Source organism: Streptomyces sp. NPDC007896, from assembly GCF_042959425.1.
Lineage (GTDB): Bacteria > Actinomycetota > Actinomycetes > Streptomycetales > Streptomycetaceae > Streptomyces.
Map to the genome: position 1 here is coordinate 508,457 of NZ_JBIBKX010000007.1, position 26,427 is coordinate 534,883.

Here is a 26,427-nt window from a genome sequence, read left to right on the forward strand (position 1 = left end):
CTTTCGCGAGCTTCACGGGGACCGCCGGGACACCGCGCGCAGACCGTGGTACCAGCCGAGCACCCGGCGCTCGACCAGTTGGAAGACGACCGAGAGAAGGAAACCGAGCAGGCCCAGGACGAGGATTCCGGTCCACATGTCGGGGATCGCGAAGCTCCGCTGGAACTGGACGACGGTGAAGCCGAGGCCGTTGCTGGCCGCGAACATCTCGCTGATGACCATCAGGATGATCCCGATGGACAGGGCCTGGCGCAGACCCGCGAAGATCTGCGGGCTCGCCGCACGCAGGACCACGCTGCGCAGCCGGGCCACGCCCGTGATGCCGTACGAGCGCGCCGTCTGCGCCATCACCGCATCGACCGCCCGAACGCCCTCGACCGTGTTGAGCAGGATCGGCCAGACACAGCCGCTCGCGATCACGGCGATCTTCATCGTGTCGCCGATGCCGGCGAACAACATGATGACGGGGACCAGGACGGGAGGCGGAACCGCGCGCAGGAATTCGAGGACCGGCTCGCACACGGCCCGCACCCGCCGGTACGAGCCGATGACCGTGCCCAGCGCCACGCCCACGACGGCCGCCGCCGCGTAACCGGCGAGCAGACGCAGCACGCTGGGCACGAGGTCGGAGCGCAGCCGCTCGCTCGTCCAGACGTCCGGGAAGGTCCTGAGGATCGTGCGCAGCGGCGGCCAGTACACGTTCGTACTGCCGTCGGACGCCAGCCACCAGAGCGCGACGAGCAGCGCGGGCAGCGCGACGACGAAGAACAGCCGCAGCAGGAAGGACCTCACACCATCACCTCCCCGCGCACCGACTGGTGCCAGGCCAGCGCCCTGCGCTCCACCGTGCGGGCACCCACGTTGATGAACAGCCCGAGCAGACCGGTGACCACCACCAGCGCGTACATGTCGGGGACCGCCTGCGAGGACTCGGCGACCGCGATCCGCGCACCCAACCCCGGTGCTCCGATGACGAGTTCGGCGGTCACGGCGAGGATGAGGGCGACCGAGGCGGCGAGTCGGACGCCCGTCATGACGTACGGGAGGGCCGTGGGCCACAGGACATGCCGGACGCGTGCCCACGGGCCGAGACCGTACGAGCGGGCCGTCTCCTCGGCGACCGGGTCGACGTCCTGGACGCCGTACAGGACCTGGACGAGGACCTGCCAGAACGAGGCGTACACGACGAGGAGGAGGACGGAGCGCAGTTCGGTGCCGTAGAGCAGGACGGCGAGGGGGATCAGGGCGACGGAGGGGATCGGGCGCAGGAACTCGATGGTCGAGGCGGTGGCCTCGCGCAGATACGGCACGACCGAGACGAGCAGCCCCACGACGACACCCGCGCCGACCGCGATCGCCAGGCCCAGCGCCCAGCCGGTCAGGGTGTCGCCGAGCGCCGTCCAGAAGGCGTGGTCGGTGACCTCCTGGCCGAGCGCGTCGGCGATGCGGCTGGTCGGCGGGAAGTACGCCTCCTTGACGAGACCGAGCCGCGGCACCGCCTCGCCCAGCGCGAGGAAGGCCGCGAGCCCGGCTGCGCCCAGGGAGGCGTTCGCACCCCTCACGGCAGCAGCTTGTCGAGGTCGGGCGTCGACTTGAACAGCCCGTCCCGCTCGCCCAGTTTCTCCAGCGCCTCGATCGACGTGCGGTTCGGCTCGGCCGGCCACTTCGGGAGGGTGACCTGGGCCAGTGTCGCCGCCGGGATCTTCGTGTACGTGGTGACGGCCTGACGGACCTCGTCCGGGTGGGCGTCGGCGTAGGCGAGGGACTCCGCGGTCGCCTCCTGGAACTTCTTCACCACGTCGGGGTTCTTCTGCGCGTACTGCGTCGAGGTGAAGTACATCGCCACGGTGAGGTCCTTGGCGACGTCGACCAGGGACGAGGCGATCTCCGTGGCGCCCTGGCTCTTGACGGTGGCGAGCGCCGGCTCGACCACCATCGCGGCGTCGATCTGACCGCTGTCGAGGGCGGCGGGCATCTGGTCGAAGGCCAGCTCGACGAACTTCACCCTGGACGGGTCACCGCCCGCCTTGCGCACCGACTCGCGCACCGCCGTCTCGTTGATGTTCTTCAGCGTGTTGACCGCGACCTTCTTCCCCTCCAGTTCCTTCGCGGACGTGATCGGGCTGCCCTTCTTCACGGTGATGGCGCCGAAGTCCTTGCCCGCCACGCCCGTCGAGGCGACGCCGTTGACGACGGCCTTCACGGGCACGTCCTGGCTCTGCGCGATCATCAGCGAGGTCATGTTGCTGAACCCGAACTGGAACTGGCCACTGACCACTCCCGGCACGATCGCCGCGCCGCCCTGCGCGGTCGTCATGGACAGCTTCAGGCCGCGCTTGCTGAAGAAGCCCTTCTGCTGGCCCAGGTAGAGAGGCGCGACATCGACGATGGGGATGACCCCGACCTTGACCGTGGTGGTACCGCCGGACGACGCGTTCTTGTCCGAGGCGCCACCGCCGCCGGACGAACCGCAGGCCGACGCGGCGACCAGAAAGGATCCGACCGCGAGACCGGCGAGCAGACGACGCATGGCTCCTCCTGTGCAGACGACATTGTTCCGACAGGCTGTGCGCGCACCGCAATGGGTGCTCAGCGGGAAGGTAGAGCCCTCGTACGGCGGGGTCAATGGCTTTGGCTAACAATATTGTTGACAGTTGGTGTCGGGTCTGGAGGCCCGCGCCGAGGCGGGCCTCCAGAACCCCGCGGCTCACAAGTCCAGCACGAGCCGCTTCCCGAGGCATCGGGAGACGCAGATGAGCATGGTCTCGCCCGCCTCCCGCTCCTGGTCCGTGAGCACCGAGTCCCGGTGGTCCGGGGTCCCTTCCAGGACGTCCGTCTCGCAGGTCCCGCAGGTGCCCTCGGTGCAGGAGAAGAGCACCTCGACGCCCGCGCCGCGCACGGTGTCGAGCACGGAGACATCCGCGGGGACGGTCAGCGTACGCCCGCTGCGCGCGAGCTCCACCTCGAACTCACTGTCCCCGCCCGTCTCCTGAACCTTCGGCCGGAAACGCTCGACGCGCAGCAGCCCGGCGGGGCACCGGGCCTCCACCGCGTCCAGCAGCGGGCCGGGACCGCAGCAGTAGACGAGCGTGCCCTCGGGGACCCCGGTCAGGACGGAGTCGAGCTCCAGCAGTCCGCACTCGTCCTGCGGGGCGACCGTCACCCGATCCCCGTATCGCTCCAACTCCCCGGTGAACGCCATGGAGTCACGTGTCCGCCCGCCGTACAGCAGCGTCCACTCGGCGCCCGCCGCCTCCGCCGCGGCGAGCATCGGCAGGATCGGGGTGATGCCGATGCCGCCCGCGACGAAGCGGTAGCGGGCGGCGGGCGCGAGCGCGAAGTGGTTGCGCGGGCCGCGGACCCGGACCTTGTCGCCCACGCCCAACTGCTCGTGCACATACGAGGATCCGCCGCGCCCGTCCGCTTCCCGCAGTACCGCGATCCGCCACGCCCGACCGTCCGCGGGATCCCCGCACAGCGAGTACTGCCGCTCAAGGCCGACCCCGAGCACGACGTCGATATGGGCGCCGGGCTCCCAGGCGGGGAGTTCCTCGCCGAGAGGATGGCGCAGGGTGAGGCAGAGCACGCCATCGGCGACGAACTCTCGGCTGTCCACGACGAGTTCGAATGCGTAGGAGCTCATGATCCAAGCCTCCGTGGCTCTTGCGGCCGATGTCCTTCGGGGTGGCCGAGCATCCACTCCCACATCTCGATCGGGTCCTGGGCGCTGTGCTCGGCACCGCAGTGACAGGTGCCGTGCAGCACATCGGTGCCCGGGATCCAGTCGATGCGGTAGATCTCGCGGGTCGCGAAGCGGGGAGGCGTGGTCACAGGACCTTCTCCAGCGGCTTGTCGCCCTCCTCGACCAGGCGGGCGAGGATGCGGCGGGCCGCGAGACCGCCGGTGTCGATGTTGATGCTCAGCTCCTGGTAGCCCGTCCGCTCGGTGCCGAGCGTCCTCTGCAGCAGGTTGAGCGCGTCCACGTCCTGCATCACCACGGTGTGGTTGAAGTCCCGCAGGAACGTGGTGACTTCCCCGTCCTCCTTCGCGAAGTCCCGGGAGACCGCCCAGAAGTCGTAGACATGGCCGTCGCTCGACGGAGTGATCGCGTAGGTGATCTCGGTGTGGAAGCCGTTCGGGTCGCTGCCGTCCGCCTCGGGCAGCACCCCGACCGGGGCGATCCGGCTGTGCAGCAGATACAGGCACGGCGCGTGGTACTCGATGTCCTGCCAGCGGGTGATCCGGCCCTCGATGCCGGTCGAACGGGCGTAGAACGGCGGACACTCGGCGTCGTCCATGTGCCGGCTGACCCGCACGATGCCCGCGCCCTCGTCGACCTCGGTGGTGATCGGCGTCTCGGCGACCTCGGGGGTGCCGATGTAACCGCCGTGCAGATACGTCTCGTGCGAGAGGTCGAGCAGATTGTCGACCAGCAGCCCGTAGTCGGCGTCGATGGGCTCCATGCCGCAGACGGTGGTCCAGTCCGGCGAGTCCATGTGCCGGGCGCGGGGGACGGACCCCGGGTCGGCGAGCGCCGGGTCGCCGACCCAGACCCAGACGAACGAATCCTGCTCGACGACGGGGTACGAGGCGACCCGGGCCGTGCGCGGTATGCGTTTTTGCCCCGGCACGTACACGCAGCTGCCGGTCGTGTCGTACGTGAACCCGTGGTACCCGCACACGATCCTGTCGCCGTCGAGCCGGCTCTCCGAGAGCGGGAAGCGGCGGTGCACACAGCGGTCCGCCAGGGCGACGGCCGTCCCGTCGTCCTCGGTCCGGTAGAAGACGAGCGGTTCACCGAGGATCGTCCGCCCGAGCAACTCCCGCCCGACCTCGTGCGAGTAGGCGGCGACGTACCACTGGTTCCTGGCAAAAGCGGTGATGTGCGGCATGGCAGTTCCCGTCCCTGTCGGCGGGGCGTCGTCGCCCCGCGTGCCGTGGTTGGAATCAGGGTCGTGAGGCTTGCATCGGCTCGGCAAGACGGCTTCTGCCAGGCGGAAGGACTTCTGTAAAGAGGCTGGTCAGAGCCTTGTTCTGGCAACCCCTGGTCGCCAGAGTGGAGTGCCGCGTGGTGCGGCCGTTCGGTTCGCGCTCGGGGGAGCCGGAGGCGGCGACGGCGAGTGCGACTACTTGTAGCGTGGCGTTAATCGCCCAGTAATGTCCATTTAGTTTCAATTGCGCTACTCGTCTGTCGGTGGATGCTCGGTACAGCGGCAAGAATCAGCATCACTGCAGGTCAACTACTGTTTGTTTTGGAGTCTGGGGCCCTCGGGGCGAATCCGGGTCGAATCCGCACCCTTTCAGGCTGTTGAGCGTGTTGCCGCTGGTCAGGGTGGTGTGAGGTCGCGTGCTGGTTCGCCTTGCGGATGGGGGTGGCGCGGCGAGTAGTCGGGCCGATGAGCCGCTGAAGAGGCACTGAGTGGCGGTGGTCGGCTGCCAGGGGCGGGGGCTGACCAGCGGATTCTTCGCTGCTGGTGGTGGTCGCCATTCGTGATCATGTCCTGCGGAAATGTCTTCAGGCGGGACGGCTGATGCGTGACGGCCCGGGATCAATGGTTCCTGGCCGAAACCGACCTGCCGAGCGTTTCAGGGGCCGTCCAGGAGCCGCGCGGTGGTCGGGCCATGCGGCAGAGGCCCCGCCGCCTCGCGCGGCAGCCGGCGCTCTCGCACCATCCGGTACACCACCGGAACTGCCATTCCTCGGCGCCGACATCAGCACAGCCTCGGTCGGCTCGCCGTCACCAACGCCGAACTGGAAAATCTTGGTACCTCGACGAGTTCATGGGTCCGCGAGGCCCCTTGAGTGGCGCGGTGTAAGTCCTGCTCTTGGCTGGGCAGTTGGGGGGCGAGGAGCTGAACGCTGTGCTGCCAACGGCCGAGTCGGGCCGACTCGGCGCAGGGCCACCGCATCCGTGCCTCGACCTTTGCTCAACGCGTCGTGCTGGTCCTGGAGGTGGACTACGCCGGGGCTGGCGGTGTCGAGGGCGAGGAGTGAATCGGGCAAACGGTCGGCGGCCGGGCCGATAACCCCGCGCACCTCCGCCACGGTCAGGAACGACAGCATGGCTTCGGCGGCGAAGAAGTCCGCCGCCCACCGGTCCAGGCCGCTGTACCGTATCGCTCCGACCGGGCTCGCCAGGCCGTCGAGGCGGGAGAAGTCGTAGTCGATCGCAGGGTTTCCTGGTTGGTGCCCAGGAATTAGGACTGTACGGTGCTCGGTCATGCTGGCCTCTCCGGCTCTAGGATGTGCAGAGCCGGGGAGGCTGACGGTGTCGCGGCCCGACCGGGTCGGCCGGTTACTCCTGTGCGTGCCGGATGGCGTCCAGGACGATGTGGGCGACGTGCTCGTCGGTGAGTTCGTACTGGATCTCGCGGGCCTGGCGCCGGGTGCGCACGATGCGGGAGTTGCGCAGTACGCGCAGGTGCTGCGAGACCAGCGGCTGGCTCACCCCCAGTGCGGCGACCAGTTCGTGGACGTACTTCCCGCCCCCGGCCAGTTCGCGCACGATACCGACGCGCACCGGCGAGGCGAGCGCCTTGAGCAGATCGCTGGCTGCCTGGAGCGCCTGTATCGGCTCGTCCGCCTGGGCTGTCGGGAAGTCGGGAGTCATTGCCACATGCATACATTAGCAAGTGACGATGATTTCCGGCTCGCGCCCGAGCGGACGCGGACTCTCAGTGATCGTCCCAGTGGCCCTCGTGCGCGGCGTGACGGTGGCCGTCGTGTACGTAGTCGGTGTGGTCCTCGTGCGGCACGGCGACGTGGCCGCAGCCCTCGCCGTGCTGGTGGTCGTGGCCCTCGTGGGTGGTGTGGCCGGTGCTCGCGCACTCGTCGACGTGGCCGTCGTGGGCCTTGTGGAGGTGGCCGTCGTGCACGTAGTCGGTGTGGTCGCCGTGCGGGACGGCGACGTGGCCGCAGCCCTTGCCGTGGGTGTGGGTGTGGTCGGCGTGCGTGCGGTGTTCGGTGGCGGTGCTCATGTGGTGCTCCTGGTGGTGCTCTCGGGGTGCCCGCGGGTGGTGCCGCGCGGGCCGTGCATGTCGACATCAATATATAGCAACTCTCGCATGTATGGACTCTGTGCCTCCGTGCCGCGTGTCATGACCGCGGCCGGTCGGCGTCCGTACCCGCGCCCAGCCGTGGCGGGGGCCGTGGCGTGGTCTCGCCGACGGCGCGACGTCGCGACCGTCAGGATGCGACGGCACATGCTCCGGGTTCGACGACACCGGACAGTGCGCCGGGCTTAAAGGTGTTTGTATCCGGAAATGATTAGGCCCGAACGGTGTCGGAGCGCTGGTCGACCGGTGTCGAGGGGGAGGACTTGTCGTGGGTGAGCCCCTTCGTCTGCGGCCCCGACTCGAACCACCGCTCGCCTCGCTGCTGGACGCCGGTCCGTTCCTCCACTCGCTCGTCGACGCGCTCGGCTCGCCGCTCAACGTGTTGCTGCCGGAGCGGGCGGCTGAGAACGCGCGACGGTTCCATGCCGTCTACCGTGACCACCACCTGGCCGGACGTGTGTACTTCGCGCACAAGGCGAACCAGTCCGGTTCCCTGGTGCGGCGGTTGGCGGCGGAGGACCCGGCCGCGGTCGGTGTCGACGTCGCCTCTCTCGGGGAGCTGCGTCATGCGCTGGGCTCTGGCTTCACACCGGGCCGGATCATGGCCACCGGGCCCAAGGACCCGGAGTTCCTGTGGCTGGCGGCCCGCGTCGGGGCGACGGTGAACCTCGACTCGCGCCGCGAACTGGACCAACTGGCCGAGCTGGTGCGCAAGTACGCCCTGCCCCGGGTCGATGTCCTGCTGCGGCTCTCCGGGTTCGAATCGGCGGGAGGCCCGGCGGAACCCGGTGTGCGGCTGCTCTCCCGGCGCAGCCGCTTCGGCTCACCGGTGGGTGAGGTCGGTGAACTTCTGTCGGCGGTCGAACGGCACCGTGACGCGGTCGAGTTGACCGGCACCGCGTACCACCTGGACACGACCGGTGTCGCGGAGAAGGTCCGCGCGCTGGAACGCTGTGTGATGGTCATGGACGAGTGCCGTGCCAGGGGCCTGGCGCCGCGTGTCGTCGACATCGGCGGCGGCTTCGGGGCCGGTTATGTCGCCGACGCCGCGGAATGGGACCGCTACACCACCGCGTTGACCGAGGCCGTGCTCGGCACCCGTCCGGCTCTGACCTGGCGCGGGCACGGCTACGGGCTGCGCAACGAGGGCGGCACCGTGCGCGGGAACGCGGCCCTGTACCCGGCGTACCGCCCCGTCGCGGGGCCCGGCTACCTCGCCGAGTTGCTGTCACTGCCCGGTCCCCGGCTGGGCCGCCCGGCCGCCGGCCTGCTCCTGGAGCACATGTACGACCTGTGCGCCGAACCGGGCCGGGCCCTCGTCGACCAGTGCGGCCTCTCGCTGGCGAGGGTCCTCGACGTCCGGCGGACGGGTGAGGGGGCCGGGGAGTATCTGGTGCGGCTGGGCATGAACGCCGGGGACGTGAGCCTGGAGGAGCACGGTGTACTCGTCGACCCCGTCCTGCTCCCGCGCACCGGGGCGGGAGCGGAGAGCGGCGCGGGCCCGGTGGGGGTGTATCTCGTCGGCAATCTCTGCCTGGAGGCCGATCTGATCACGCGCCGGATGGTCTTCCTTCCCCGGCTGCCGCACCCCGGTGATCTGCTGGCCTTCGCCAACACCGCTGGCTACGCGATGGACTTCCACGCCCACCACGCACAGCGGCAGCCAGTCGCCCGCACGGTGGCGGTCGTGGACGAAGACGGCTCCTGGCGCTGGTGCCTGGACGAGGACTACTGGCCGATCCCACACTCCGGGGGAGCATTCGCATGAGGTACGACAGCATCACGGAGGCCATCGGCAACACGCCGCTGGTGCGCATCGACCCGGCCGTGCACGGCCTGCGCCACTTCGACCTGTACGCGAAGCTGGAGATGCTCAATCCCTTCGGTTCGGTCAAGGACCGGCCGGCCTGGCACATGGCCCGCCCGTATCTGGAGGCGGCGGCGGAGCACGGTGAGACGGTCGTGGAGCTTTCCAGCGGCAACACGGCCAAGGCACTCGCCCTGCTCGCCGGGATGCACGGGCTGCGCTTCAAGAGCGTCACCAACCGGATGCGGGTGCCGGAGATCAAGGAGCTGCTCCTGCTGCTGGGCGCCGAGATCGAGGAACTGCCCGGGCAGAGCGAGTGCCTGGACCCCACCGACACGGATGATCCGCTGACCCGCTTCCACCAGGCGCTCGCCGAGCCGGGCAGTACATATCTGCACACCGACCAGTACTTCAACCCGCGCAACGCCGAGGCGCACGCGGCGGGCACCGGCCCGGAGATCGTCAAGGACCTGGACGGGCGGGCACCGGACTGGTTCATCGCCTGCGTGGGTACGGCGGGTTCGTCCACCGGAGTGGCCCGGGTCCTGCGTGAACACGACCCGGAGGTACGGGTCCTCGGTCTGGTCGCCGACAAGTCGGACTTCATCCCCGGCATCCGCACCATCGACGAGGTGCAGCAGGTCGGCCTCTTCGACCCGGCGACGTACGACACCATCGAGCCGGTGACGTCCCAGGAGGCCATCGACGGCATGCTCACCCTCATCCGCCGTTGCGGACTGCTCTCGGGTCCCACGGGCGGTGCCGCCTACCAGGGCGCGGTACGTCATCTGCGGACGGTAGAAGCAAAGTTGCCGGAGCCGGAGCCGGAGCGGCGCCGGACAGCGGTCTTCATCGTCTGCGACCGCGCCGAGAGCTACCTGAGCTACGTACGGCAACGCCGGCCAGAGCTGCTGGGGACACCCCGCCGCGGACATTCGGCCGCAGCCCTCACCGAGGCCGAGATACGGGCCGAGGCCCGGAGCGTCGACACCGACGCCGCCCGCCGGTGGATCGCCGACGGACAGCCGCGCCCGCTCGTCGTCGACCTGCGGGGCCCGCACGCGTACGCCGCCCTGCACATCGAGGGCTCGATCAACATCGTCGACGAACTCTTCGAGGAACTCGTGCGCGACGGACTGCCCTTCAGCAAGCGGCAGCCGGTGCTGCTGGCCTGCCCGGTCGGCGAGAAGTCCGCCCGGTACGCCGCGCTGCTGACCCGGCTGGGCCATCCCGACGTGCGCAGCCTGGCGGGCGGCATCATCGCCTGGCGGGACGCGGGCGCGCCGCTGGTACGGGAATGAGTGTCGCGCATCCCCGGCACGGGGAGGAGCGGGCGTTGGCGGACTGGCAGCGCGGGATACGGGAGCAGTTCCCCATCATCACCGCTCATCCCGACCTGGCCTACCTCGACAGTGCGGCCACCGCGCAGAAGCCCCGGGCGGTACTGGAAGCGGTTCAGTCGTACCTGACGACGTCGAACGCCAACGCGGGGCGGGGCACCTACCCGTGGGCCAACCGGACGACGGAACTGGTGGAGCGCACCCGACGGCGGGTCAAGGAGTTGCTCGGCGACCCGGATCCGCAGCGGTCCGCGGTCCACTTCACCAGCGGCACCACCGAAGGACTGCGCATCGTCGCCCGTGACTGGCTCACCTCGTTCCTCTCCGACGGCGACGAGATCATCGTCCCCTTCGCCGACCACCGGGCCAATCTGGAGCCCTGGCTGGAGGCGCAGAGGCTGCTGTCCGACCGGGGAGTCAGGGTGCGGGTTCGGGCACTGCCGTACCAGGCCGAGTCGGGCGACTACGACCACCGGGCCCTGGACCGGGTCGTCGGCCCCCGTACCCGTTTCGTCGCCGCCACGCACCTCCACCACGTGTACGGCGGCGACATGAACGTGCACCGCATCCGCGCGGTGGTCGGCCCGGACGTACCGATCTGCCTGGACGCCGCCCAGAGCGTCGGCCATCTGCCGGTCACCGTCGCCGAGTCGGCGCTCGACGTCGACTTCGTCGTCTTCTCGGGACACAAGGCGCTGGCCCTGCCCGGTACGGGGGCGGTCTGGGCGCGCAACGCACGCGGCCCGGTCTTCGAGCCCGGCGGCTGGCAGGGCACCCCCAACACGGTGGGCATCGCCTCGCTGGAGGCGGCACTCGACTGGCTGGAGGCGGCGGGCACCGAGCGGATCGCGCGATGGACGGTCGCCCTCGCGACCCAGCTGACCGACCGGCTCCGGCACCTCGCCTCGTACGAGATCCTGGGCTGCCAGTCCAGCCTGGCCGCCCACTCCGGGCCGCCCCTTCAGCAGCGGCGCCACGGCATTGTCACCTTCCGCCATCGCGGCATTCCGTCCGACGACCTCGGCTTCATCCTGTTCAGCGAGGGTTTCATGGTGCGGGCCGACAGCCTCTGCCAGGCCGGCGCCGACGAGAAGAAGGACGGCTCGGTGCGGGTCAGCCTGCACGTCTACAACACCGTGGACGAGGTCAAGCGTCTGCTGGCGGTCCTGACGTCACTCGATTGAGGATTCCATGGAACCGAAAACCGTTTCCACCTGTAGATTCGACGGTGTACGCGACGGGTGAGAGACGGAAGAGGTGCGCGACCGGATGGGCGTGAGCATGGCGACGGCCGGCATGTGGCTGGAGCGCTGGGAGCGGCAGCAGCAGCGGTACGCCGTCGACCGTGAGGAGCGGTTCACCGTGATCGCGGACGTGGTGGAGCACGTGACCGCCGGTTGCGCCCGCCCGCTCCTCCTCGACCTGGGCTGCGGGCCGGGATCGCTGGCGGCGCGGCTCGCCGGACGCCTGCCGGGCGCGGAGATCGTCGCCGTCGACATGGACCCGGTCCTCCTGGAACTCGGCCGCACCCACCACGCGGACGCCGCCCGCTACGTCGACGCCGTCATCGGCGAGGACGACTGGACCGACGCACTCGGTCTGGACCGGCCCCTGGATGCGGCCGTCTCGACAACGGCCCTGCACTACCTGTCCGAGCCGGTCCTCCTGCGCACATACCGCCGCCTCGCGGGACTCCTTCGCCCCGGCGGCGTCCTCGTCAACGGTGACCACTTCCCGCAGCAGGGCCGGCCCCTCTCGGAGCTCACCGCCCATGTGGGCCGCCGCAGGGCCGAGCGGTCCTGCGCCCACACGCACGAGGACTGGGAGTCCTGGTGGGCCGAGGCGGCTCAGGACCCGGAACTCGCCGACCCGTTCGCCCAGCGAGAGCGGCGTCGGGCCGGCCGGGCAGGTGGCAGCGGCGGCGACGACCTGACCGTGGCCCGGCATGGCGAACTGCTGCGGGAGGCGGGTTTCCGCCATGTCACGTCCGTCTGGCAGTTCGGCGACAGCCGAGTCCTGGTGGCGGTCAAGGACTGATCCGCACCGTCCGCGTGCCCGCGCGCCGATGGGGACGACACCCCGGCCGTTCGCGGACGGCGGTCAGAGGACGAGGCTCATCATGATCTCGTCGCGGTCGTCACCGGGGGCGACCCGCAGTGCCCCCGGCCATCGGCCGACCTCCACCCAGCCCAGTCCACGGTAGAAGTCCTCAAGGCCCAGGCCGGACCTCGCGGTGAGCCCCAGCCGTTCCAACCCCATCCCGTCACGGGCCACGCCGGGGACGCGGCGCATCAGCGCGGCACCGATGCCCTGGCGACGGAACCTGGTGTGCGTCTGCACGTGGTTGACCACGCCGCAGTGCGCGACGAGCGGGTGCGGATCGCGGCGAAGGAGCAGCCAACCCGCCAACACGCCGTCCACGGTGGCCACGAGCAGCCGGCTCCGTTGCGGGTCGAGTGCGTCGACGATCCGGTCGAGCACCGGCCCGACGTCCCGCGGACTCACCGGCGGCAGCGTGACGCCGTGCGGGATGACCGCCCCACCGGTATTGGTCACCGTCACCCAGCAGTCGACCAGTTCCTGCCTCAGGCCGGAGGCCAGCTCGTGGGGCCGGGTGATCTGTGTGAACTCAGGTGACCTCAGGGTCTTGAGCGCTCCCATGGTGATCAGCCTGCCAGACGGGCCCCGTCGGCGGCCCAGTCCGTCGGGTGTTCACTGCCGTCCGCAGCGCTCTGTCACTTGCTGGAGTAGGGGAGGAGGGCCATTTCGCGGGCGTTCTTGATGGCTGCGGCGAGTTGGCGCTGTTGTTGAGCGGTGACGTGGGTGACGCGCCGGCTGCGGATCTTCCCCCGGTCGGAGATGAACCGGCGCAGCAGATCGGTGTCCTTGTAGTCGATGTAGGTGATGCCGGCCGCGACGAGGGGATTGGAGCGGGGCTTCACCGGCTTGCGGGTGTTGATGCGTCGGGTCATGCGGATTCCTCGGGTGGGGTGGTGACGGGCGACGGGTGGAGGGGGCGGCGCATCACGCGGCGTCGAGCAGGGAGTCGAAGGCCGCCGGCAGACGCTGCCACCCCTCGGGTCCGGCCGCGTATTCGGCGTCGGTGAGCAGGCAGGAGTCGAGGAGCTGCTCGATGCCGGAGCGGTCGAGTCCGGGTGAGGTGAAGACGAGGTGCTGGCAGCGGTCGCCGTGTTCGGGATGCCAGTCCAGTGCGGCGGCCGCTCGCCGTACCGGGGGGACCAGCTCCCAGGCGGCGTCGGGCAGGGAGGCGAGCCAGGGGCCCGCGCCTTCGACGCACAGGGCGCCGCCGGCCGCGTCCCAGGAGAGCAGGGTGTCAGGGCGGTCGGCGAGCCAGAAGCGGCCCCTGCTGCGGGCGGCGGCGCAGCAGAGGTCCTCCAGAGCCTGGTAGAGGCGTTCGGGGTGGAAGGGGCGGGTGCGGTGCCAGACCAGCGTCGTGACGCCTGCCTCGTCGGCCTCCTGGGGCAGGAGTGCACAGGCCGGGTGCTGGGCCGCGGCCGCCGCTTCCACGTCGAAGCCGGCGAAGGCCAGGTGCGCGAGTTCGCCTGAGAGCGCGTCGACGTGGCGGGCGGTGGGGTGCAGCTGGGTCAGCAGGGCGTGGTCGTGTTCGTCCGCGTCCTCGCTGTCCACGAGGGCGAGCACCGGCGCGTACTCCAGTTGGCGGGCCCAGGTGTCGCCGACGGTGCGCTGGTCCGTCGCCGCTGCCGCGAGTCCCGCCTCGGCCAGGTCGTCTCCGTTGGAGAGGTACGGCAGGACCAGTGCCGGGTCCACCGCGGTGATCACGTTGGTGAGCGTCAGGTGGTCGCCGCTGTGTGCTGCCACGACCTCGGCCATGGCCTTGGGCTCGACCGAGTCCCACAACTCGACGATCGCCAGCCGTGTCAGACCGTGGTCGGCCAGCCGCTCCAGCTCCGGGACGAGGTCCTCGCGCAGTGCGCAGCAGGCGCAGTCGTTGACCAGCGGCGTCTCGCCCGACGCGAGCACGCCGGACGCGTCGCGCAGGAGCCGTCGTACCGTTCCCTCGCCCGCGGTGGCGAGGTCGTGGTGAAGGGCGACGCTGTCCGGCACCGCTCGCAGGAGGCGGTCGACCACGTGTCGGCGGGCGTCCGCGTGCAGGCCGGCGACGATGACGACCGGCAGTCGGCCTTCCTCGCGCATCACCGGCCTCCGGCTCGGCCGTAGCGGCGTTCGAAGCGCTCGACGCGGCCCGCTGTGTCGAGGACCCGGGCGGTACCGGTGTAGAAGGGGTGGCTCGCCGAGGAGATCTCGACGTCCACGACGGGATAGGTGTTGCCGTCCTCCCACTTGATGCGCTTGTCACTGGAGAGCGTCGAGCGGGTCAGGAAGGCGAAGTCGGCGGCCTTGTCGCGGAAGACGACGGGACCGTAAGCGGGGTGGATGCCGGGCTTCATGGCGGGCTCCCTGGAGGGGTGGGTGGTCGGATCAGCGTTCTTCACGGAAGTCGACGTGCCGGCCGACGGCAGGGTCGTACTTGCGCAGGACCATGCGGTCCGGGTCGTTCCGGCGGTTCTTCCGGGTCACGTAGGTGTAGCCGGTCCCCGCGGTGGAGCGGAGCTTGATGACCGGGCGGAGTTCGTTGCGAGCCATGCACGCTATTATATGGGAATGATTTCCATTATCGATAGCTGTTCGTTCAAGGAGAGGCAGGTCACCCCGTGTCCGCCCACTGCCAACTGACCGGCGCCCAGCCGGGCTTCGGCAACCACATTTCCCACTCGCACCGGCGCACCTCCCGCCGCTTCAACCCGAACATCCAGCGCAAGCGGTACTGGCTTCCCAGTGAGTCCCGACACGTACGGCTGACGCTCAGCGCCCGGGGAATCAAGATCGTCGACACCATCGGCGTGGACGCGGCGGTCGCGCGCATCCGTGCCCGGGGAGGAAAGGTCTGATGGCCAAGCGAAGCAAGATCGCGAAGAACGAGAAGCGCAAGGCCGTCGTCGAGCGGTACGCCGCCCGGCGGGCCGAACTCAAAGAGATCATTCGACGTCCATACTCGACGGAAGCCGAGCGCGGTGGCGCGATCGCCGAACTGCGCCGGCAGCCCCGCGACGCCAGCGCCACCCGCGTCCGCAACCGTGACAGCGTCGACGGCCGCCCCCGGGGGCATTTGCGCAAGTTCGGGCTCTCCCGAGTCCGCATGAGGGAACAGGCACACGCGGGATTCCTGCCCGGTGTCACCAAGTCTTCCTGGTGACACCGTCCCTCCGCGCTCGCGGAGGAAGACCGGGGGGCGCGTCTCACGTCCGGGCCGTGCCCTCGCCCATGGCGGTGCGACCACGCCCGAAGAGTACTGGCGGGGTTGTCTTCGCCGTCTGTGCGTATGCGAGAGGTGAGGCCGAAGTGGAAGCCGTCCACCGTGACATCCGGCAGGAGTGCACGCATGAGTGATGCCGCACGCGGCCTTCAGGGCCGTCCCTTCACCCTTGTCGTCTGCGTCTCGTGTCAGGCCGCCACCGACCGGCTGATGGACGAGCTGCGCCGGGCGGTCCGTGACAGCCCTCACGGGGTCATGATCTCCACGGGATGCCTGCGGAAGGTCCTCGGCTGCGCGGGCCGACGCGGGCTGCACGCTGTGGTCCAGCCGTGCACGACCGATCGCAGCCCCACTGGAGCAGCTGTGCGGCTCGGCCCGCTCGCCACCGTGGCCGACGCCGCAGCGGTCGGAGCGTGGCTGCGGGCCGGAATGCCGGACTACGGCACACTGCCCGGCAGACTGGGGGCGGCGCCCGGTCCGCAGCATGTCGCGCACCTCAACTGAGGGCGGACGATGTGAGCAAGGGTCTGTTGAGCGTGGTGACCGGCAATACGCCCGGCGCTCGCGGTGCCGTGGCCGACCGGTTGCTGACGTTCGCTCCCGGCGTCGTGGTCATGACGGTGTCGATTCAGGCGCCGGGCAAGGGACACCCCACTGTCCAGCCCTGCCTCTTCGGCACTGGGACCGCGCTTCCAAGGTGGGCGTTGCAGGGTGCGACAGGTGATCCGGTCGTCATCCTGCGCCAGACCTGCGTCGTTCGACGGGCGCGGCACAGGACGTCCTCGCGCTGCCGGACGGCGTCGACGTCCTCCTGTTCCTGGTGGAGCTGTGGCGTCCTCGGGTGGGCAGCGGATCACTGGGGGAGTACTACGACCCGGCTCCGGTCGTGGTCGGTATCGACACCGAGTCGTTCATGGCCGACATCGGCTGCGTCCACCGGACGGAACGACTGTGGAGCGGGGGCGACCAAGGTGAGTCCGTGACTCACGCCGAGGCCCGCCGCCCGCCAGGTGGGTGCGGCACGGTCCGGCAGTTCGGCACCACTCACGCAGGCGTCGCGGTCCATTGAGGGCGGCAGGGCACACTCAGTCCCGGGCGATCGCGTAGTGGCTCTGCCGGTCCCCACGGCGCAGCGGAGTCGCCAGACCCGCGCCGAGTGAGACCAGAGCGCCGAGGCAGGCCAGTGACAACGCGGCCCGGACACCGATCGATTCGGCCAGGAATCCCGCGGTGACCGCGCCGAGGGGCTGGCCGCCCCAGGCGATCATGCGGGCGGTGGTGTTCACCCTGGCCTGGAGGTGGTCGGGAGTGACCTGTTGGCGGATGACGATGCCGTTGAGGCTGACGAAGGTGTTCGCGGCCTGCCACAGGGCGAGGGCGACGAGTCCGGCCGCCAGCCCGGGGAGGTTCGCCCAGCAGGCCAGGAACACGGCGTTGGCGGCGAGCCCGCCGAGGGTGATCCAGCCCACGGGCACCGCCTTCTGGAGGCGGGGCAGGGCGGTGGCAGCGATCAGCGCGCCGAGAGCTGCGGCGACCCAGAAGAAGCCGATCCGCCCGTCGTCCGGAGTCAGCCCGAACCGGCGCACGGCCGCCACGACGATCAGCCCGACCACAGCCCCCTCGGTGAAGCTGTTTCCGATCCCGAGGAGGGTCAGGGGCCGGATCAACGGGTGGTGGCGTATGTAGCGCAGTCCCTCGGCGATGTCGGTCCTCGTTCCGCGTACGCCCTTTCCTGCGGGGGCGGCAGGGGCTGCCGGCAGCGGCAGCCGGGCCAGCAGCAGGGCCGCGGAGGCGTAACTGAGCGCGTCGAGGGCGATCGCGGAGGGGGCGCCGACAGTCGCGATCAGAGCTCCGGCGGCCGAGGGTCCCAGGAGGCCGATGAGAGTGCTGGCGCTCATCATGCGGCTGGTCGCGGTGGCGACGCCGTCACGTCCGACCAGAGTGGTGAGCGCGCCGAAGGCCGCGGCGTCGAAGAAGACGAAGGCGCAGGAGACGGCCGGCCCGGTGAGCATCAGCTGGAGGGTGGTGAGGACGTCGAGTGCGGCCGCGACGGGTATCGCCGCTATGAGGGCGGCGCTGCACCAGCTGCACAGCGTCAGGGTGCGGCGGCGGGACCATCGGTCGGCGAGGGCGCCGGCGGGGAGTCCGAGGACGAGGTACGGGAGGGCTTCCAGAGCGGTGAGGAGTCCGCTGAGCGCGGCGCTGCCGGTGTGCTGGTAGAGCAGGACGGGCAGCGCGACCGTGGTGACGGCGGAGCCCGCCCAGGAGACGGTGCGGGCGGTGAGGAACAGGCCGAAGCCGGTGCGGGAGGCGGTGGCCATGGGCGGGACTCCTGGGGTGGGGAGCGTGGACGAGTGGACGACGGAATCCCGGGCGGCCCGCAGGTCGCCCGGGCCGGTCGAGGTGTGCTCAGAAGGCGTCCGGGTGAAGTGCCTTGGCGAGAGTGAGGGTGCCGTCGACGGCCCTCAGCTCCGAGAAGTCGGCGGCGGGGACGGCGACGAGACGGTTCGTGCGGACGGCCTTGGTGGCGCCGAGGTGTTCCTTGAGCCACTGCTCGGAGGCGGCACGGTCGGCGTCGCCCGTGTAGTGGTAGATGAGGACGTCGGGGTCCCGCTTGGCCAGTGCCTCGACCGACAGGGGCGCGAAGTTGCTGCCCTTGGGCACGTCCTTGTCCAGCACGTTGGTGCCTCCGGCTCGGCGCACGATGTCCGAGTACAGGCCGCCGGCGAGCGCGTACAGCTGCTTGTCGACGATCTGGACCATGGCCGCCGATGTGGCGGGCCGTCCCTTGAGCGCGGTGTCGACGGTGGCGAGGCGCTTGCCGACGTCGGCGACCGCCTCGGCGGCGGGTGCGGAGACGTCCAGGAGGGTGCCGAGGGAGGTGAGGTCGGTACTGGTGGCGTCGAGGGTGGCGGTGCCGGTGGTCTTGGGGCAGAAGGCGCTGTCGATGTAGACGGGTACGCCCAGTTTCGCCAACTCGTCGATGGTCGGCAGTTTCTTGCCGTCGAACTGGTACTCGCCGTCGGCGAGGATGAAGTCGGGCCGGGCGGAGAGCAGCGCCTCGCGGGAGATCTCCCCGGTTGCGAGGACCTTCACCTTTCGGTACGCGTCGGCGTAGGCGGGCTTGGGCGGTGACTGGTTGGTCCAGGTCTGGCCCGCGATCCTGTTCCCCAGCCCGAGCTTGAGGAGCAGCTCGGTGTTGGAGGGGAAGAACGACACGATGCGCTGCGGTGCACGCTCCACGCGGACGGTGCGGCCGCAGTTGGCGACCTGCGCCGGGTACGTCGTACGAGCGCCCCCGTCGGCCGCTGCGGATGCGTTGGCGGCGGGCTTCGCCGTGTCCTGTGCGGCCGGGCCGCCGCAGGCGGTGAGAAAGGCGGCCGCGGTGAGCGCGAAGGCGGCCGCGGCCGTCGTACGGACGGAGGGAAGGGTCTTCATGGGGCTACTCCGGTGGGGCTGGGGTGAGTGCGGGGGCGAAGCTCAACTGGGGGCGTCCGGTGAGCGGGTGAGCACCGAGGGCGGCCCGGACGCCGAAGACCTCGCCGAGCAGCTCGGGGGTGAACACGTCCTGAGGCGGGCCCGTGGTGACGAGGTGTCCGTCGTGCAGGACGTGGACGTGGTCGCAGTACGCGGCCGCGAGGTTGAGGTCGTGCAGGGCGGTGAGGGTGGTCACCTTCAGGTCCCGGACCAGCTCCATCAGATCCAGCTGGGTTCCGATGTCGAGGTGGTTCGTCGGCTCGTCGAGCACGAGGAGATGTCCGCCCTGGACCAGGGCCCGGGCCAGCAGGACGCGCTGTTTCTCGCCCCCGGAGAGCGTGGCGTACGGGCGGTCGGCGGCGTGTTCCATGCCGACACGGCTGAGGGCGTCCGCGACTGTGGCCCGGTCGTCCGGGGCGTCGCGGGTCCAGGCGCCCCGGTGCGGGGTCAGCCCGGCCGTTGCGATCTCGGCGACGGTGAAGTCGAAGACGGCCGGGTTCTCCTGGGCCACCACCGAGACCCGCCGTGCCGCGTCACGCGCGCCGAGGGTCCGCCATACGTCGTCCCCGCCGACCAGGACCGCGCCCGTGGTGGGGCGCAGCGACCGGTAGACGGCCCGCAGCAGGGTGGACTTGCCGCTGCCGTTGGGTCCGACGATGCCGACGATCTCGCCGGGGGCGGCGTGCAGGGTCGCCCCGACGACGATGGGCAGGCCGTCGATGTCGAGGCTGACAGTGTCCAGAGCGACCTCGCCGAGGTGAGGGTCTGTCGGGCCGGTCATCAGGATTCACCTGCCGTCCGGCGGTCGCGGCGCAGCAGCCACAGGAAGAAGGGCGCCCCGGCCACGGCGGTGACGATGCCGAGCGGCAGTTCCAGCGGGGCGGCCGCCGTTCGGGCAGCCAGGTCGGCCAGGAGCAGGAAGAGGGCGCCGGTGAGGGCGGTGGCGGGCAGCAGTGCGCGGTGGTCGGCGCCCATGAGGAGCCGTACGCAGTGGGGAACGATCAGGCCGACGAAGGAGATGCCGCCCGCGACGGCGATGACCGCGGCGGTCAGTACGGCGGCGACGGCGAGGAGTTGCAGGCGCAGGGCCTGCACCGGCACGCCGAGGAGCACGGCGGTCTCCTCCCCCATGGCCAGGGCGTTCAGAGAGCGCCCGTGCAGCAGGAGCCACAGGGTGCATGCCGCGACCACGGCGGCGGGCAGCCCGAGGTCGCCCCACTGGGCGCCGGCCACCGACCCCAGCAGCCAGAAGAGCACGCCGGAGAGCTGGTCGGGCCGGGCCCGCAGCTGGAGATAGCTGGTCGCGCCCTGCAGGAGGTAGGACACGGCGACTCCGGCCAGGACCAGCCGGGCGGGCGCAAGAGAGCCGCCCCTGCGTCCCAGGGCGACGACGAGGACGAGCGTGCCGCACGCCCCGGCGAACGCGGCGGCGGACACCCCGACGTGCAGCGGCCCGGCGAACCCGGCGGGGGCCAGGGTGAGGACGGCGACGGCGGCCAGGGAGGCCCCGGAGGTGACGCCGAGGACGTAGGAGTCGGCGAGGGGGTTGCGGACCACGGTCTGGAGTACGGCTCCGGCGACGGCCAGGCCCGCGCCCGCGACCATCGCGAGCAAGGTGCGGGGGACGCGGGATCCCCAGACTATGGCGTCGTCGATCCCGGACACGGTGGCCGGGCGGCCCTGGCCGGTGAGGTGGGAGGCGATGTCGTGCCAGACGTCGCCGAGAGGCAGGGAAGCCGCGCCCAGGGCGACGGAACCGAGGCCGGCGACGGGCAGGAACAGCAGCAGGGCGGTCAGCAGCACGGAGGCGGAGAGCAGCGGGCCACGGGCGGCGGCGGGACCCGCGCGGCCTCGGAGTGGGACGGCGGTCACCCGGCCGGGACGCAGGCTCGTGCGGGGGCGCCCGGACGCCTGCTGGGCCGGGGTTGCGTCGCCGGCGGGGTGCGGCGGCCGGATGGTCACGGCGGATTCCTTAGGGGTCGCGGGCTCAGTGGGGCAGCGGCAGGGATCGCCGGGGCGCGCCCGCCAGGGAGTCGGCGAGCCGGGTGCCGCCGAGGAAGGGCAGACCGGCGGCCGTGTTCGAGTACAGGCCCGGAACCAGTGCGCGGACCACGTGCAGGCCGGCGGCACGGACGTCGGGGGTGGTCACGTCGACGACCACGGGATGGTGGCCTGCGGCCATGCGGCCGACGACGGCCTCCAACGGATCCGTGCCGTTGGCCGGGGCAGTCGGGTCAGGACTCGACTGCGGCCCCTCGGTCAGGGCGATCCGCAGTTCGGCCTCGAAGGCGTCCTGGGTGCGGGGGTCCAGGTACAGCTGGAGGTGGCAGCCGTAGTCGACGACGTCGCGCAGGTCGTTCCGGTACGCGTCGGCATAGTCCCGGTCGCGGCGCCAGGCTTTGAGGGGGCTGCGCGGATCGGCGGCGGCCCGCATGTACGGGCCGTCCGGGTCGTCGTAGTCGGCGGTGAACAACTGGAGTTGCAGCGCTTCGCCGTACGCCTTGAGCGCGGCGTCGCCGGTGTCGGCGCGGGCGGCGACGCCGAGGGTGAGGTACCCGGTGACGGCGTCGCGGACCAGCGCCCCGGCCACGGGCATGCCGAACAGCGCGGGGAAGGAGAGGAAGCGGGTGTCGAGGTGTGCGTCGGGGCCGCGCGCGAACTCCTCCAGCCACGGATCGGGTGTCAGGAGGCGAACCCCGGCGCGGCCGTGCCAGCCGAGGGTCATGGCGTCCCGTTCGACGATCTCACCCAGCGCGCCCAGGCAGGCGTCGCGCAGGGTCGGTCCGGCCGCCAGGCCCGCCTGAATGACCGGGTTGGTGCGCGGACCACGCTGCTTGACATCGGCCGACACGTACGAGACCCACACGAGCGATGCCGGGACGAGCACGGACTCGCCGTCGGCCAGGTCGGTGCCTTCCGTCCACTCCACGGTGAGTTCGCGGGTGAACTCGGTGAGCGGGAACCCTGGTTCGGCGTACTGGGCGGGTGCGTAGAGGGCGAGAGACTTGGGGTCGAGGGCCCGTACGCCACGTGCGGTCAGCTCACGGTAGGAGGCGCGGACCAGGCCATCGGGGACCAGGTTGCCGCAGTAGCGTTCGGCGGCCTCGCCGAGCGCGGCTCCGAGGGCTGCCTCCGGCTGGGCGAACGCGTAGCCGGCTCCGGCGGAGTCGGCGGGCCAGGGGCAGAAGCGGGAGGTGTCGCCGAGTTCGGAAGCGATGAGTTCGAAGCCGGCCGGAAAGTGGGCGGGGATCGGCGGGCGGGTCAGCCGGCGCACGATGCCGGTGCGCGGGTCGGTGAGCAGGGGGTAGGGCATGGGCGGAGTTCCTCGTCGCTCGTCCTTGTGGACGGGGTCAGGCCAGGGGCAGGGGGTGCGGATACAGCTCGTCCTCGCCGAGCGGGCCCGGCAGCAGGCCGAGTTCGACCGGGGTCCGGTAGAGGCGCTCGCCGCCCAGGTAGGGGAAGGCCGGCGGGGCGTTGCCGATCAGGCCGGGGACGACGACGCGGACGACGGCGAGACCGGCGGCGGCGACGTCGGGCGTGGTCAGGTCGACGCCGTAGGCGCGCAGCCCGGCTGCTGCGAGCCGCTCCAGGTAGTGGCCGCGCGGGTCCTCGGCACGTACCCGGGGTAGGTCGGCGAAGGCGAGGCTCGCAGTGCCGCGCAGCCGGTCCAGCGGGGCCCCCTGCATTCTGGGGTCGAGGTAGAGCTGGGCTATGGCGGGCAGGTCGGTGAGGTCGCGGTAGTCGCCGCGGAACGCGTCCCGGTACGAGCGGTCGGCTCGGAAGGGCCGGAAGACGTGGCTCTCCAGAGTGCCGGCGCCGACCGCCTGCCACACCTCGCTGTCCGGTTCGGAGAGCTGGCGGGTGAGGGAGTACAGCCCGTACGCCTCGACGAGCGCCTTCTCGGCGGCGGCCTCGGGCGTCGCGCGGCAGGCGCTGCCGAAGGCCACCATGCCCCGCTCGGTGTCCTCCAGGAAGGCGGCGGCGACCGGCACGCCGAACGGGGAAGGTATGTGCAGCAGCCGTACATCCGGGCCCGCGTCCTCACCCGGCGCCGGGCCGCCCAGCCGTGCGGCCACGGTGGCCACGTCCGCCTCGGTGAGGGCGGCGGCCGGGGCGCCGGTACTCCACCAGATGGTGGTGGCATCGCGTTCGAAGAGCTCTTCGAGCGCGAAGCGTTCGGCGTGGGCCGGGTTCTCACCGGCGGCGATGCCCGAGTAGACGAGGGAGTGGACGGCGGGCTCGGCGGCGCGGGAGCCGTGGTGGTAGTCGAGCCAGGCGAGCGAGGCAGGGACCATGGCCTCGGCGCCGTCGTACAAGTCCCGGCCGAGGGTCCAGGCCACCGGGAGGTCTCGCCGGAACGGCGTGAACGGGAAGCCCGGTGTGCCGTATTGGGCAGGCGAGTACAGTGCGAGCGTCGCGGGATCCAGAGCGCTTCGGCCCTCCGCGACGAGCTCGTCGTAGGAGGAGATGCGCAGGCCGTCGGGGACGGCGTTGCCGCAGTACCGCTCGACGGCCTCCCCGACGGCGGCCCGCTGGGCCCGGTCGTGGTCACCGGCGGACGCGCCGAAGCCGAAGCGGTCTGCGAGCCAGGGCGCGAAGACGTCGGTACGGGCCACGCTGGCGCCGTAGCCGACCCACATCCGGGGCAGTCCGGGGCGGCGTTGCTGCGGTTCTAGCCTGGTGATCAACCCGGTGCGGGCATCGAGCAGTGCGGTGCTCACGGGCTCTCCCCCTCGGTGAGGTCGTGATCGGGCGTGTGATCGCCGGGCGTGGGCAGGATCAGCCGGGTCCCGTCGACGGGCCGGGTGCGGACGGTCTGCTGGGCGAGTGCGCAAGCGGTTCCCCGGTAGCGGTCCTCATGGGTGCCCAGGGCGCGCGCCAGCCGGGGAAAGTCGCTGCTGGTCACCTCCAGTTGGAGGCGTGATCCGGTCGGCAGGGTGACGCAGACCGGGCCGAGCAAGATCTCGTACCGCCCGCTGTCGTCTCCGTCCCGGCCGGTGTCGACGCTGCCATGGGCGAGCTCCAGGCATCGGCCGTCCGCGGTGAGCTCGTTCCAGCGCACGATCCAGTCCGTGGACGGCGCACTGGTCAGCGCGTTCAGGACGACGACCGGTCGGCCCGCCACCGTCAGGGGGGCATCGATCGGCGCGCTGGTGAAGCGCACCGCGTCGGTACGGGCCGCGAGCGGAGCGCGGTCCACGGCCGGCTGTCGTGACGGATACGGGTCGGCCGGGTCGTAGCGGAAACGGCGTTGTCCACCGCGTCGGGGAACGGGCCGGGCAAGCGAGCCGTCGTGGTGGGCGTACCAGACCGTATCGGTGCCCGGCGGCGGCCAGGACCTCCCTGTCCACCAGGTATCGGCGCCGACGGTGAAGACCTTCGCCTCGCTGTGGGAACCGGATCCGGCCTTCTCGGCGAGCACCCTTCGGAGCCAGTCCAGTTGGAGAGCACCGAGGTCCAACCGGGAGGCGGGGCCGTGGTCCCGGTCCCCGATCCGGGTGCCCGGGGCGAACGCCAGGTCGTGCCCCCACGGGCCGATCACCAGGGACCGGGGCGGCCTCGGGGTCAGGGCGCTGCCGGCCTGGTGGAAGTGTTCCAGTACCTCGTCGACCAGCAGGTCGTACCAGCCACCGATGTGCAGGGCCGCGGACGGCAGCTTCTCCAGTTCGGCCGTGTCCGGCCCTTCGGCCCGGTGGTGCGGACCGTTCTCGACGACGTGCCCCCAGCCCGGGAGGCGGGCGCCGAGGCGCTCCCCCAGATCCATGACAGGCAGGTGCTCCAGCAACCGCGGCTGCTCACGGAAGACGTGGGCGGTCAGTCCGTCCCGGCTGGTCCGGGCGTCGGCGCGCTCCAGCCACCATGCGGCGTGCTCGGCGAGCCGCAGGATGCCGCTGCGCTCGAACTTGGTACGGCCCAGGGCCATGGACGGGCCCATGCTGACGACGGCCGACACCGCTGCCGGGCGCTCCGCGGCGAGCGCCCAGGCGGTGTGGCCGGCGTAGGAGCCGCCGTAGGCGACGAGTCGTCCGTCGCTCCACGGCTGCGTGAGGATCCAGTCGGCCAGCGCGGCGCCGTCGCCGCGCTCGTTGTGGTACGGCTGCCAGTGCCCGTCCGAGTCGTAGCGTCCCCGCACGTCCTGGACGACGTACGCGAACCCGCGCCCGCGCCAGCCCGCTCCCTCGGCGAGATGGGCACTGCGCCCGTAGGGGGTGCGCGTCACCACGGTGGGCACGGGCCACTGCGCACGCGGGGGCAGATGGATGTCGACGGCGAGCGGAGTCCCGTCCCAGCCGGGCACCCGTTCGTTGGCCCGCAGCGTGTCCAGGAGCGGGGCGCTCATCCGGCCGTCCTCAGCGCGTGGGCGGTCACGGGCAGGGGCAGGACGCGGTGGCGGTCGAGCGTGGCGGTGGCGGGATCGAAGACCAGTTGAACGCCTTCGGCAGCAGGGGTGCCGAAGGCGCGGAGGCGCAGCAGATCCTCGACCAGCAAACCGGCGATCACCGCGGTCGCGGCATCCGATGGCCAGGGAACGGGCGGAAGAGCGTGGGGACTTGCGTCCTGGTGACCGGCATCCAGGTAGGCCCAGTGTGCGGCGAGCTCGTCGGGGAGGTCGGCGGCGGCGAGAATCCGGCCCCGGGTATCCGCGTATCCCGGGCTGCGCCCGGGGACGAACAGGGGGCCCAGGACGAAGCGCAGCCCTTCGGCGTGGCAGCGATGCCACGGTGTTGCGTACTCGCTGCACCAGGCGTCGACGTGCCGCCAGTGCGTGTCGGGCAGCCAGCCCGCGCACGAGACGACCACGTCGGCGCTGCGCACCACTTCTTCACTGAGCGGTCCGGTGCTCACCTCGGCCGTGGACGGCAGAAGCCGGGCGACGGCGTCGCCCACCGGAGTCCCGTCCTCGATGTGGACGGCCCACGGCGTGTCCACATCGTTTGCCCCGGCGGCGGCCAGCACCCCCCGTTCCCTCAGTGCCGCGTCCAGGGCGAGGGCCTCGCCGTCATCTGGTGCCTCGGCCGTCGCGCCGTAGGCCCGTGAACGGGCTTCCCGCAACAGGTCCCTGGGGCCGCGGATACGCGTGAACCGACCGTCCGGCGCGCCGTGCCGCCATTCTCCGTCGGGCCCCTCGTAGAGGTGATGGCCGGGTGCGATGCGGTCCATTGAACGTTGCGCCTTCCTCGGCGGTGCGTGCTGGTGCGACTGGGCTGGGTACTTGGGGCCGCCGCCCGCGGTGAATCCCGCGGGCGGCGGCTTGCTGACTGGTCAGGCGGACCAGGCGAAGGGGTTGTGCACGAGCGCGTTGGTACCCGGCCCCTGCGGCGCGGCCAGCGAACCGTCGGCCGCGAGCTCCTCGAAGGCGAAGGGGTTGTGCACGAGCGCGTTGGTACCCGGCCCCTGCGGCGCGGCCAGCGAACCGTCGGCCGCGAGCTCCTCGAAGGCGAAGGGGTTGT

The 26,427-nt window shown here is 71.1% G+C and carries 30 protein-coding genes; 8 read left to right on the forward strand and 22 right to left on the reverse strand.

The window, feature by feature from the left end; translation table 11 throughout:
* Nucleotides 1-12: 12 nt before the first annotated feature.
* The 8 genes from ACFZDJ_RS25045 to ACFZDJ_RS25080 all read right to left on the reverse strand — a co-directional run bounded on the left by ACFZDJ_RS25045 (nucleotide 13) and on the right by ACFZDJ_RS25080 (nucleotide 6,978).
* Nucleotides 13-792 (reverse strand): ABC transporter permease subunit, encoded by a 780-nt coding sequence (locus ACFZDJ_RS25045; RefSeq protein WP_391061603.1) that lies wholly within the window; start codon nucleotides 790-792, stop codon nucleotides 13-15.
* Entirely contained in the window at nucleotides 789-1,562 is a 774-nt protein-coding gene (locus ACFZDJ_RS25050) for an ABC transporter permease subunit (RefSeq protein WP_391061605.1), read from the reverse strand. Before ACFZDJ_RS25050 ends, ACFZDJ_RS25045 begins: the two co-directional genes overlap by 4 nt.
* On the reverse strand, nucleotides 1,559-2,530 hold the full coding sequence (locus ACFZDJ_RS25055) for an ABC transporter substrate-binding protein (protein WP_391061609.1): 972 nt from the start codon (nucleotides 2,528-2,530) through the stop codon (nucleotides 1,559-1,561). The genes ACFZDJ_RS25050 and ACFZDJ_RS25055 overlap by 4 nt, the downstream gene beginning before the upstream one ends.
* 177 nt (nucleotides 2,531-2,707) lie before the next feature.
* Entirely contained in the window at nucleotides 2,708-3,643 is a 936-nt protein-coding gene (locus ACFZDJ_RS25060; RefSeq protein WP_391061612.1) for a 2Fe-2S iron-sulfur cluster-binding protein, read from the reverse strand.
* Nucleotides 3,640-3,831: a hypothetical protein gene (locus ACFZDJ_RS25065; protein WP_391061615.1), complete on the reverse strand. Its 192-nt coding sequence runs from the start codon at nucleotides 3,829-3,831 to the stop codon at nucleotides 3,640-3,642. The genes ACFZDJ_RS25060 and ACFZDJ_RS25065 overlap by 4 nt, the downstream gene beginning before the upstream one ends.
* On the reverse strand, nucleotides 3,828-4,892 hold the full coding sequence (locus tag ACFZDJ_RS25070; protein WP_391061618.1) for a Rieske 2Fe-2S domain-containing protein: 1,065 nt from the start codon (nucleotides 4,890-4,892) through the stop codon (nucleotides 3,828-3,830). The genes ACFZDJ_RS25065 and ACFZDJ_RS25070 overlap by 4 nt, the downstream gene beginning before the upstream one ends.
* Before the next feature lie 1,404 nt (nucleotides 4,893-6,296).
* Nucleotides 6,297-6,611: a metalloregulator ArsR/SmtB family transcription factor gene (locus ACFZDJ_RS25075; RefSeq protein ID WP_390929974.1), complete on the reverse strand. Its 315-nt coding sequence runs from the start codon at nucleotides 6,609-6,611 to the stop codon at nucleotides 6,297-6,299.
* Between the two features lie 64 nt (nucleotides 6,612-6,675).
* The gene (locus tag ACFZDJ_RS25080; RefSeq protein ID WP_390929034.1) at nucleotides 6,676-6,978 is read right to left on the reverse strand and encodes a hypothetical protein; all 303 of its coding nucleotides are present in this window, start codon (nucleotides 6,976-6,978) and stop codon (nucleotides 6,676-6,678) included.
* 346 nt (nucleotides 6,979-7,324) lie between these two features.
* Between ACFZDJ_RS25080 and ACFZDJ_RS25085 the strand changes: the two genes are divergently transcribed.
* From ACFZDJ_RS25085 to ACFZDJ_RS25100, 4 genes are all read left to right on the forward strand, one after another.
* Complete coding sequence (locus tag ACFZDJ_RS25085; protein WP_391061623.1) at nucleotides 7,325-8,824, forward strand: alanine racemase; 1,500 nt, start codon at nucleotides 7,325-7,327, stop codon at nucleotides 8,822-8,824.
* Nucleotides 8,821-10,164, forward strand: a complete 1,344-nt coding sequence (locus ACFZDJ_RS25090; protein ID WP_390929030.1) for a pyridoxal-phosphate dependent enzyme — start codon at nucleotides 8,821-8,823, stop codon at nucleotides 10,162-10,164. Before ACFZDJ_RS25085 ends, ACFZDJ_RS25090 begins: the two co-directional genes overlap by 4 nt.
* On the forward strand, nucleotides 10,161-11,387 hold the full coding sequence (locus ACFZDJ_RS25095) for an aminotransferase class V-fold PLP-dependent enzyme (RefSeq protein ID WP_390929028.1): 1,227 nt from the start codon (nucleotides 10,161-10,163) through the stop codon (nucleotides 11,385-11,387). Before ACFZDJ_RS25090 ends, ACFZDJ_RS25095 begins: the two co-directional genes overlap by 4 nt.
* An 85-nt stretch (nucleotides 11,388-11,472) precedes the next feature.
* Nucleotides 11,473-12,240 carry a methyltransferase domain-containing protein gene (locus ACFZDJ_RS25100; protein WP_391061626.1) on the forward strand — a complete coding sequence of 256 codons (768 nt, stop codon included), beginning with the start codon at nucleotides 11,473-11,475 and terminating at the stop codon, nucleotides 12,238-12,240.
* A 63-nt stretch (nucleotides 12,241-12,303) separates the two neighbouring features.
* Here the strand turns inward: ACFZDJ_RS25100 and ACFZDJ_RS25105 are convergent, their stop codons facing one another.
* The 5 genes from ACFZDJ_RS25105 to rpmG all read right to left on the reverse strand — a co-directional run bounded on the left by ACFZDJ_RS25105 (nucleotide 12,304) and on the right by rpmG (nucleotide 14,829).
* Nucleotides 12,304-12,864 carry a GNAT family N-acetyltransferase gene (locus tag ACFZDJ_RS25105; RefSeq protein ID WP_391061629.1) on the reverse strand — a complete coding sequence of 187 codons (561 nt, stop codon included), beginning with the start codon at nucleotides 12,862-12,864 and terminating at the stop codon, nucleotides 12,304-12,306.
* A gap of 74 nt (nucleotides 12,865-12,938) precedes the next feature.
* On the reverse strand, nucleotides 12,939-13,175 hold the full coding sequence (gene rpsR, locus ACFZDJ_RS25110) for a 30S ribosomal protein S18 (RefSeq protein WP_391061632.1): 237 nt from the start codon (nucleotides 13,173-13,175) through the stop codon (nucleotides 12,939-12,941).
* Nucleotides 13,176-13,227: 52 nt separating this feature from the next.
* Nucleotides 13,228-14,379 (reverse strand): GTP-binding protein, encoded by a 1,152-nt coding sequence (locus tag ACFZDJ_RS25115; protein WP_391061635.1) that lies wholly within the window; start codon nucleotides 14,377-14,379, stop codon nucleotides 13,228-13,230.
* Nucleotides 14,379-14,633 carry a type B 50S ribosomal protein L31 gene (locus tag ACFZDJ_RS25120; protein WP_391061638.1) on the reverse strand — a complete coding sequence of 85 codons (255 nt, stop codon included), beginning with the start codon at nucleotides 14,631-14,633 and terminating at the stop codon, nucleotides 14,379-14,381. The genes ACFZDJ_RS25115 and ACFZDJ_RS25120 overlap by 1 nt, the downstream gene beginning before the upstream one ends.
* Nucleotides 14,634-14,664: 31 nt before the next feature.
* Entirely contained in the window at nucleotides 14,665-14,829 is a 165-nt protein-coding gene (rpmG, locus tag ACFZDJ_RS25125; RefSeq protein WP_390929016.1) for a 50S ribosomal protein L33, read from the reverse strand.
* 68 nt (nucleotides 14,830-14,897) lie between these two features.
* On the opposite strand from rpmG, the gene rpmB reads away from it, so the two are divergent.
* The 4 genes from rpmB (at nucleotide 14,898) to ACFZDJ_RS25145 (ending at nucleotide 16,568) form a co-directional block, all read left to right on the forward strand.
* Nucleotides 14,898-15,134, forward strand: coding sequence for a 50S ribosomal protein L28 (gene rpmB / locus ACFZDJ_RS25130; RefSeq protein WP_390929014.1), 237 nt, complete (start codon nucleotides 14,898-14,900; stop codon nucleotides 15,132-15,134).
* Nucleotides 15,134-15,439: a 30S ribosomal protein S14 gene (gene rpsN, locus ACFZDJ_RS25135; protein WP_391061642.1), complete on the forward strand. Its 306-nt coding sequence runs from the start codon at nucleotides 15,134-15,136 to the stop codon at nucleotides 15,437-15,439. Before rpmB ends, rpsN begins: the two co-directional genes overlap by 1 nt.
* Before the next feature lie 186 nt (nucleotides 15,440-15,625).
* Nucleotides 15,626-16,003: a hypothetical protein gene (locus ACFZDJ_RS25140; protein WP_391061645.1), complete on the forward strand. Its 378-nt coding sequence runs from the start codon at nucleotides 15,626-15,628 to the stop codon at nucleotides 16,001-16,003.
* A gap of 337 nt (nucleotides 16,004-16,340) precedes the next feature.
* On the forward strand, nucleotides 16,341-16,568 hold the full coding sequence (locus tag ACFZDJ_RS25145; protein ID WP_390929009.1) for a hypothetical protein: 228 nt from the start codon (nucleotides 16,341-16,343) through the stop codon (nucleotides 16,566-16,568).
* Between the two features lie 16 nt (nucleotides 16,569-16,584).
* Here the strand turns inward: ACFZDJ_RS25145 and ACFZDJ_RS25150 are convergent, their stop codons facing one another.
* The 9 genes from ACFZDJ_RS25150 to ACFZDJ_RS25190 all read right to left on the reverse strand — a co-directional run.
* Entirely contained in the window at nucleotides 16,585-17,820 is a 1,236-nt protein-coding gene (locus ACFZDJ_RS25150; RefSeq protein ID WP_391061648.1) for an MFS transporter, read from the reverse strand.
* Between the two features lie 88 nt (nucleotides 17,821-17,908).
* On the reverse strand, nucleotides 17,909-18,937 hold the full coding sequence (locus ACFZDJ_RS25155) for an ABC transporter substrate-binding protein (RefSeq protein WP_391061651.1): 1,029 nt from the start codon (nucleotides 18,935-18,937) through the stop codon (nucleotides 17,909-17,911).
* 4 nt (nucleotides 18,938-18,941) lie between these two features.
* Complete coding sequence (locus ACFZDJ_RS25160; RefSeq protein WP_391061655.1) at nucleotides 18,942-19,757, reverse strand: ATP-binding cassette domain-containing protein; 816 nt, start codon at nucleotides 19,755-19,757, stop codon at nucleotides 18,942-18,944.
* Complete coding sequence (locus ACFZDJ_RS25165) at nucleotides 19,757-20,773, reverse strand: iron chelate uptake ABC transporter family permease subunit (RefSeq protein ID WP_390929973.1); 1,017 nt, start codon at nucleotides 20,771-20,773, stop codon at nucleotides 19,757-19,759. Before ACFZDJ_RS25165 ends, ACFZDJ_RS25160 begins: the two co-directional genes overlap by 1 nt.
* Nucleotides 20,774-20,963: 190 nt before the next feature.
* Nucleotides 20,964-22,289 (reverse strand): YcaO-like family protein, encoded by a 1,326-nt coding sequence (locus ACFZDJ_RS25170; protein WP_391061659.1) that lies wholly within the window; start codon nucleotides 22,287-22,289, stop codon nucleotides 20,964-20,966.
* Between the two features lie 37 nt (nucleotides 22,290-22,326).
* On the reverse strand, nucleotides 22,327-23,697 hold the full coding sequence (locus ACFZDJ_RS25175; protein ID WP_391061662.1) for a YcaO-like family protein: 1,371 nt from the start codon (nucleotides 23,695-23,697) through the stop codon (nucleotides 22,327-22,329).
* A complete protein-coding gene (locus ACFZDJ_RS25180) occupies nucleotides 23,694-25,316 on the reverse strand; it encodes a CocE/NonD family hydrolase (protein WP_391061665.1) in 1,623 nt (540 codons plus the stop codon). Before ACFZDJ_RS25180 ends, ACFZDJ_RS25175 begins: the two co-directional genes overlap by 4 nt.
* Entirely contained in the window at nucleotides 25,313-26,137 is an 825-nt protein-coding gene (locus ACFZDJ_RS25185; RefSeq protein ID WP_391061668.1) for a hypothetical protein, read from the reverse strand. The genes ACFZDJ_RS25180 and ACFZDJ_RS25185 overlap by 4 nt, the downstream gene beginning before the upstream one ends.
* 102 nt (nucleotides 26,138-26,239) lie before the next feature.
* On the reverse strand, nucleotides 26,240-26,427 hold a 188-nt coding region (locus ACFZDJ_RS25190), incomplete at its 5' end, for a streptamidine-related RiPP repeat protein (RefSeq protein ID WP_391061671.1).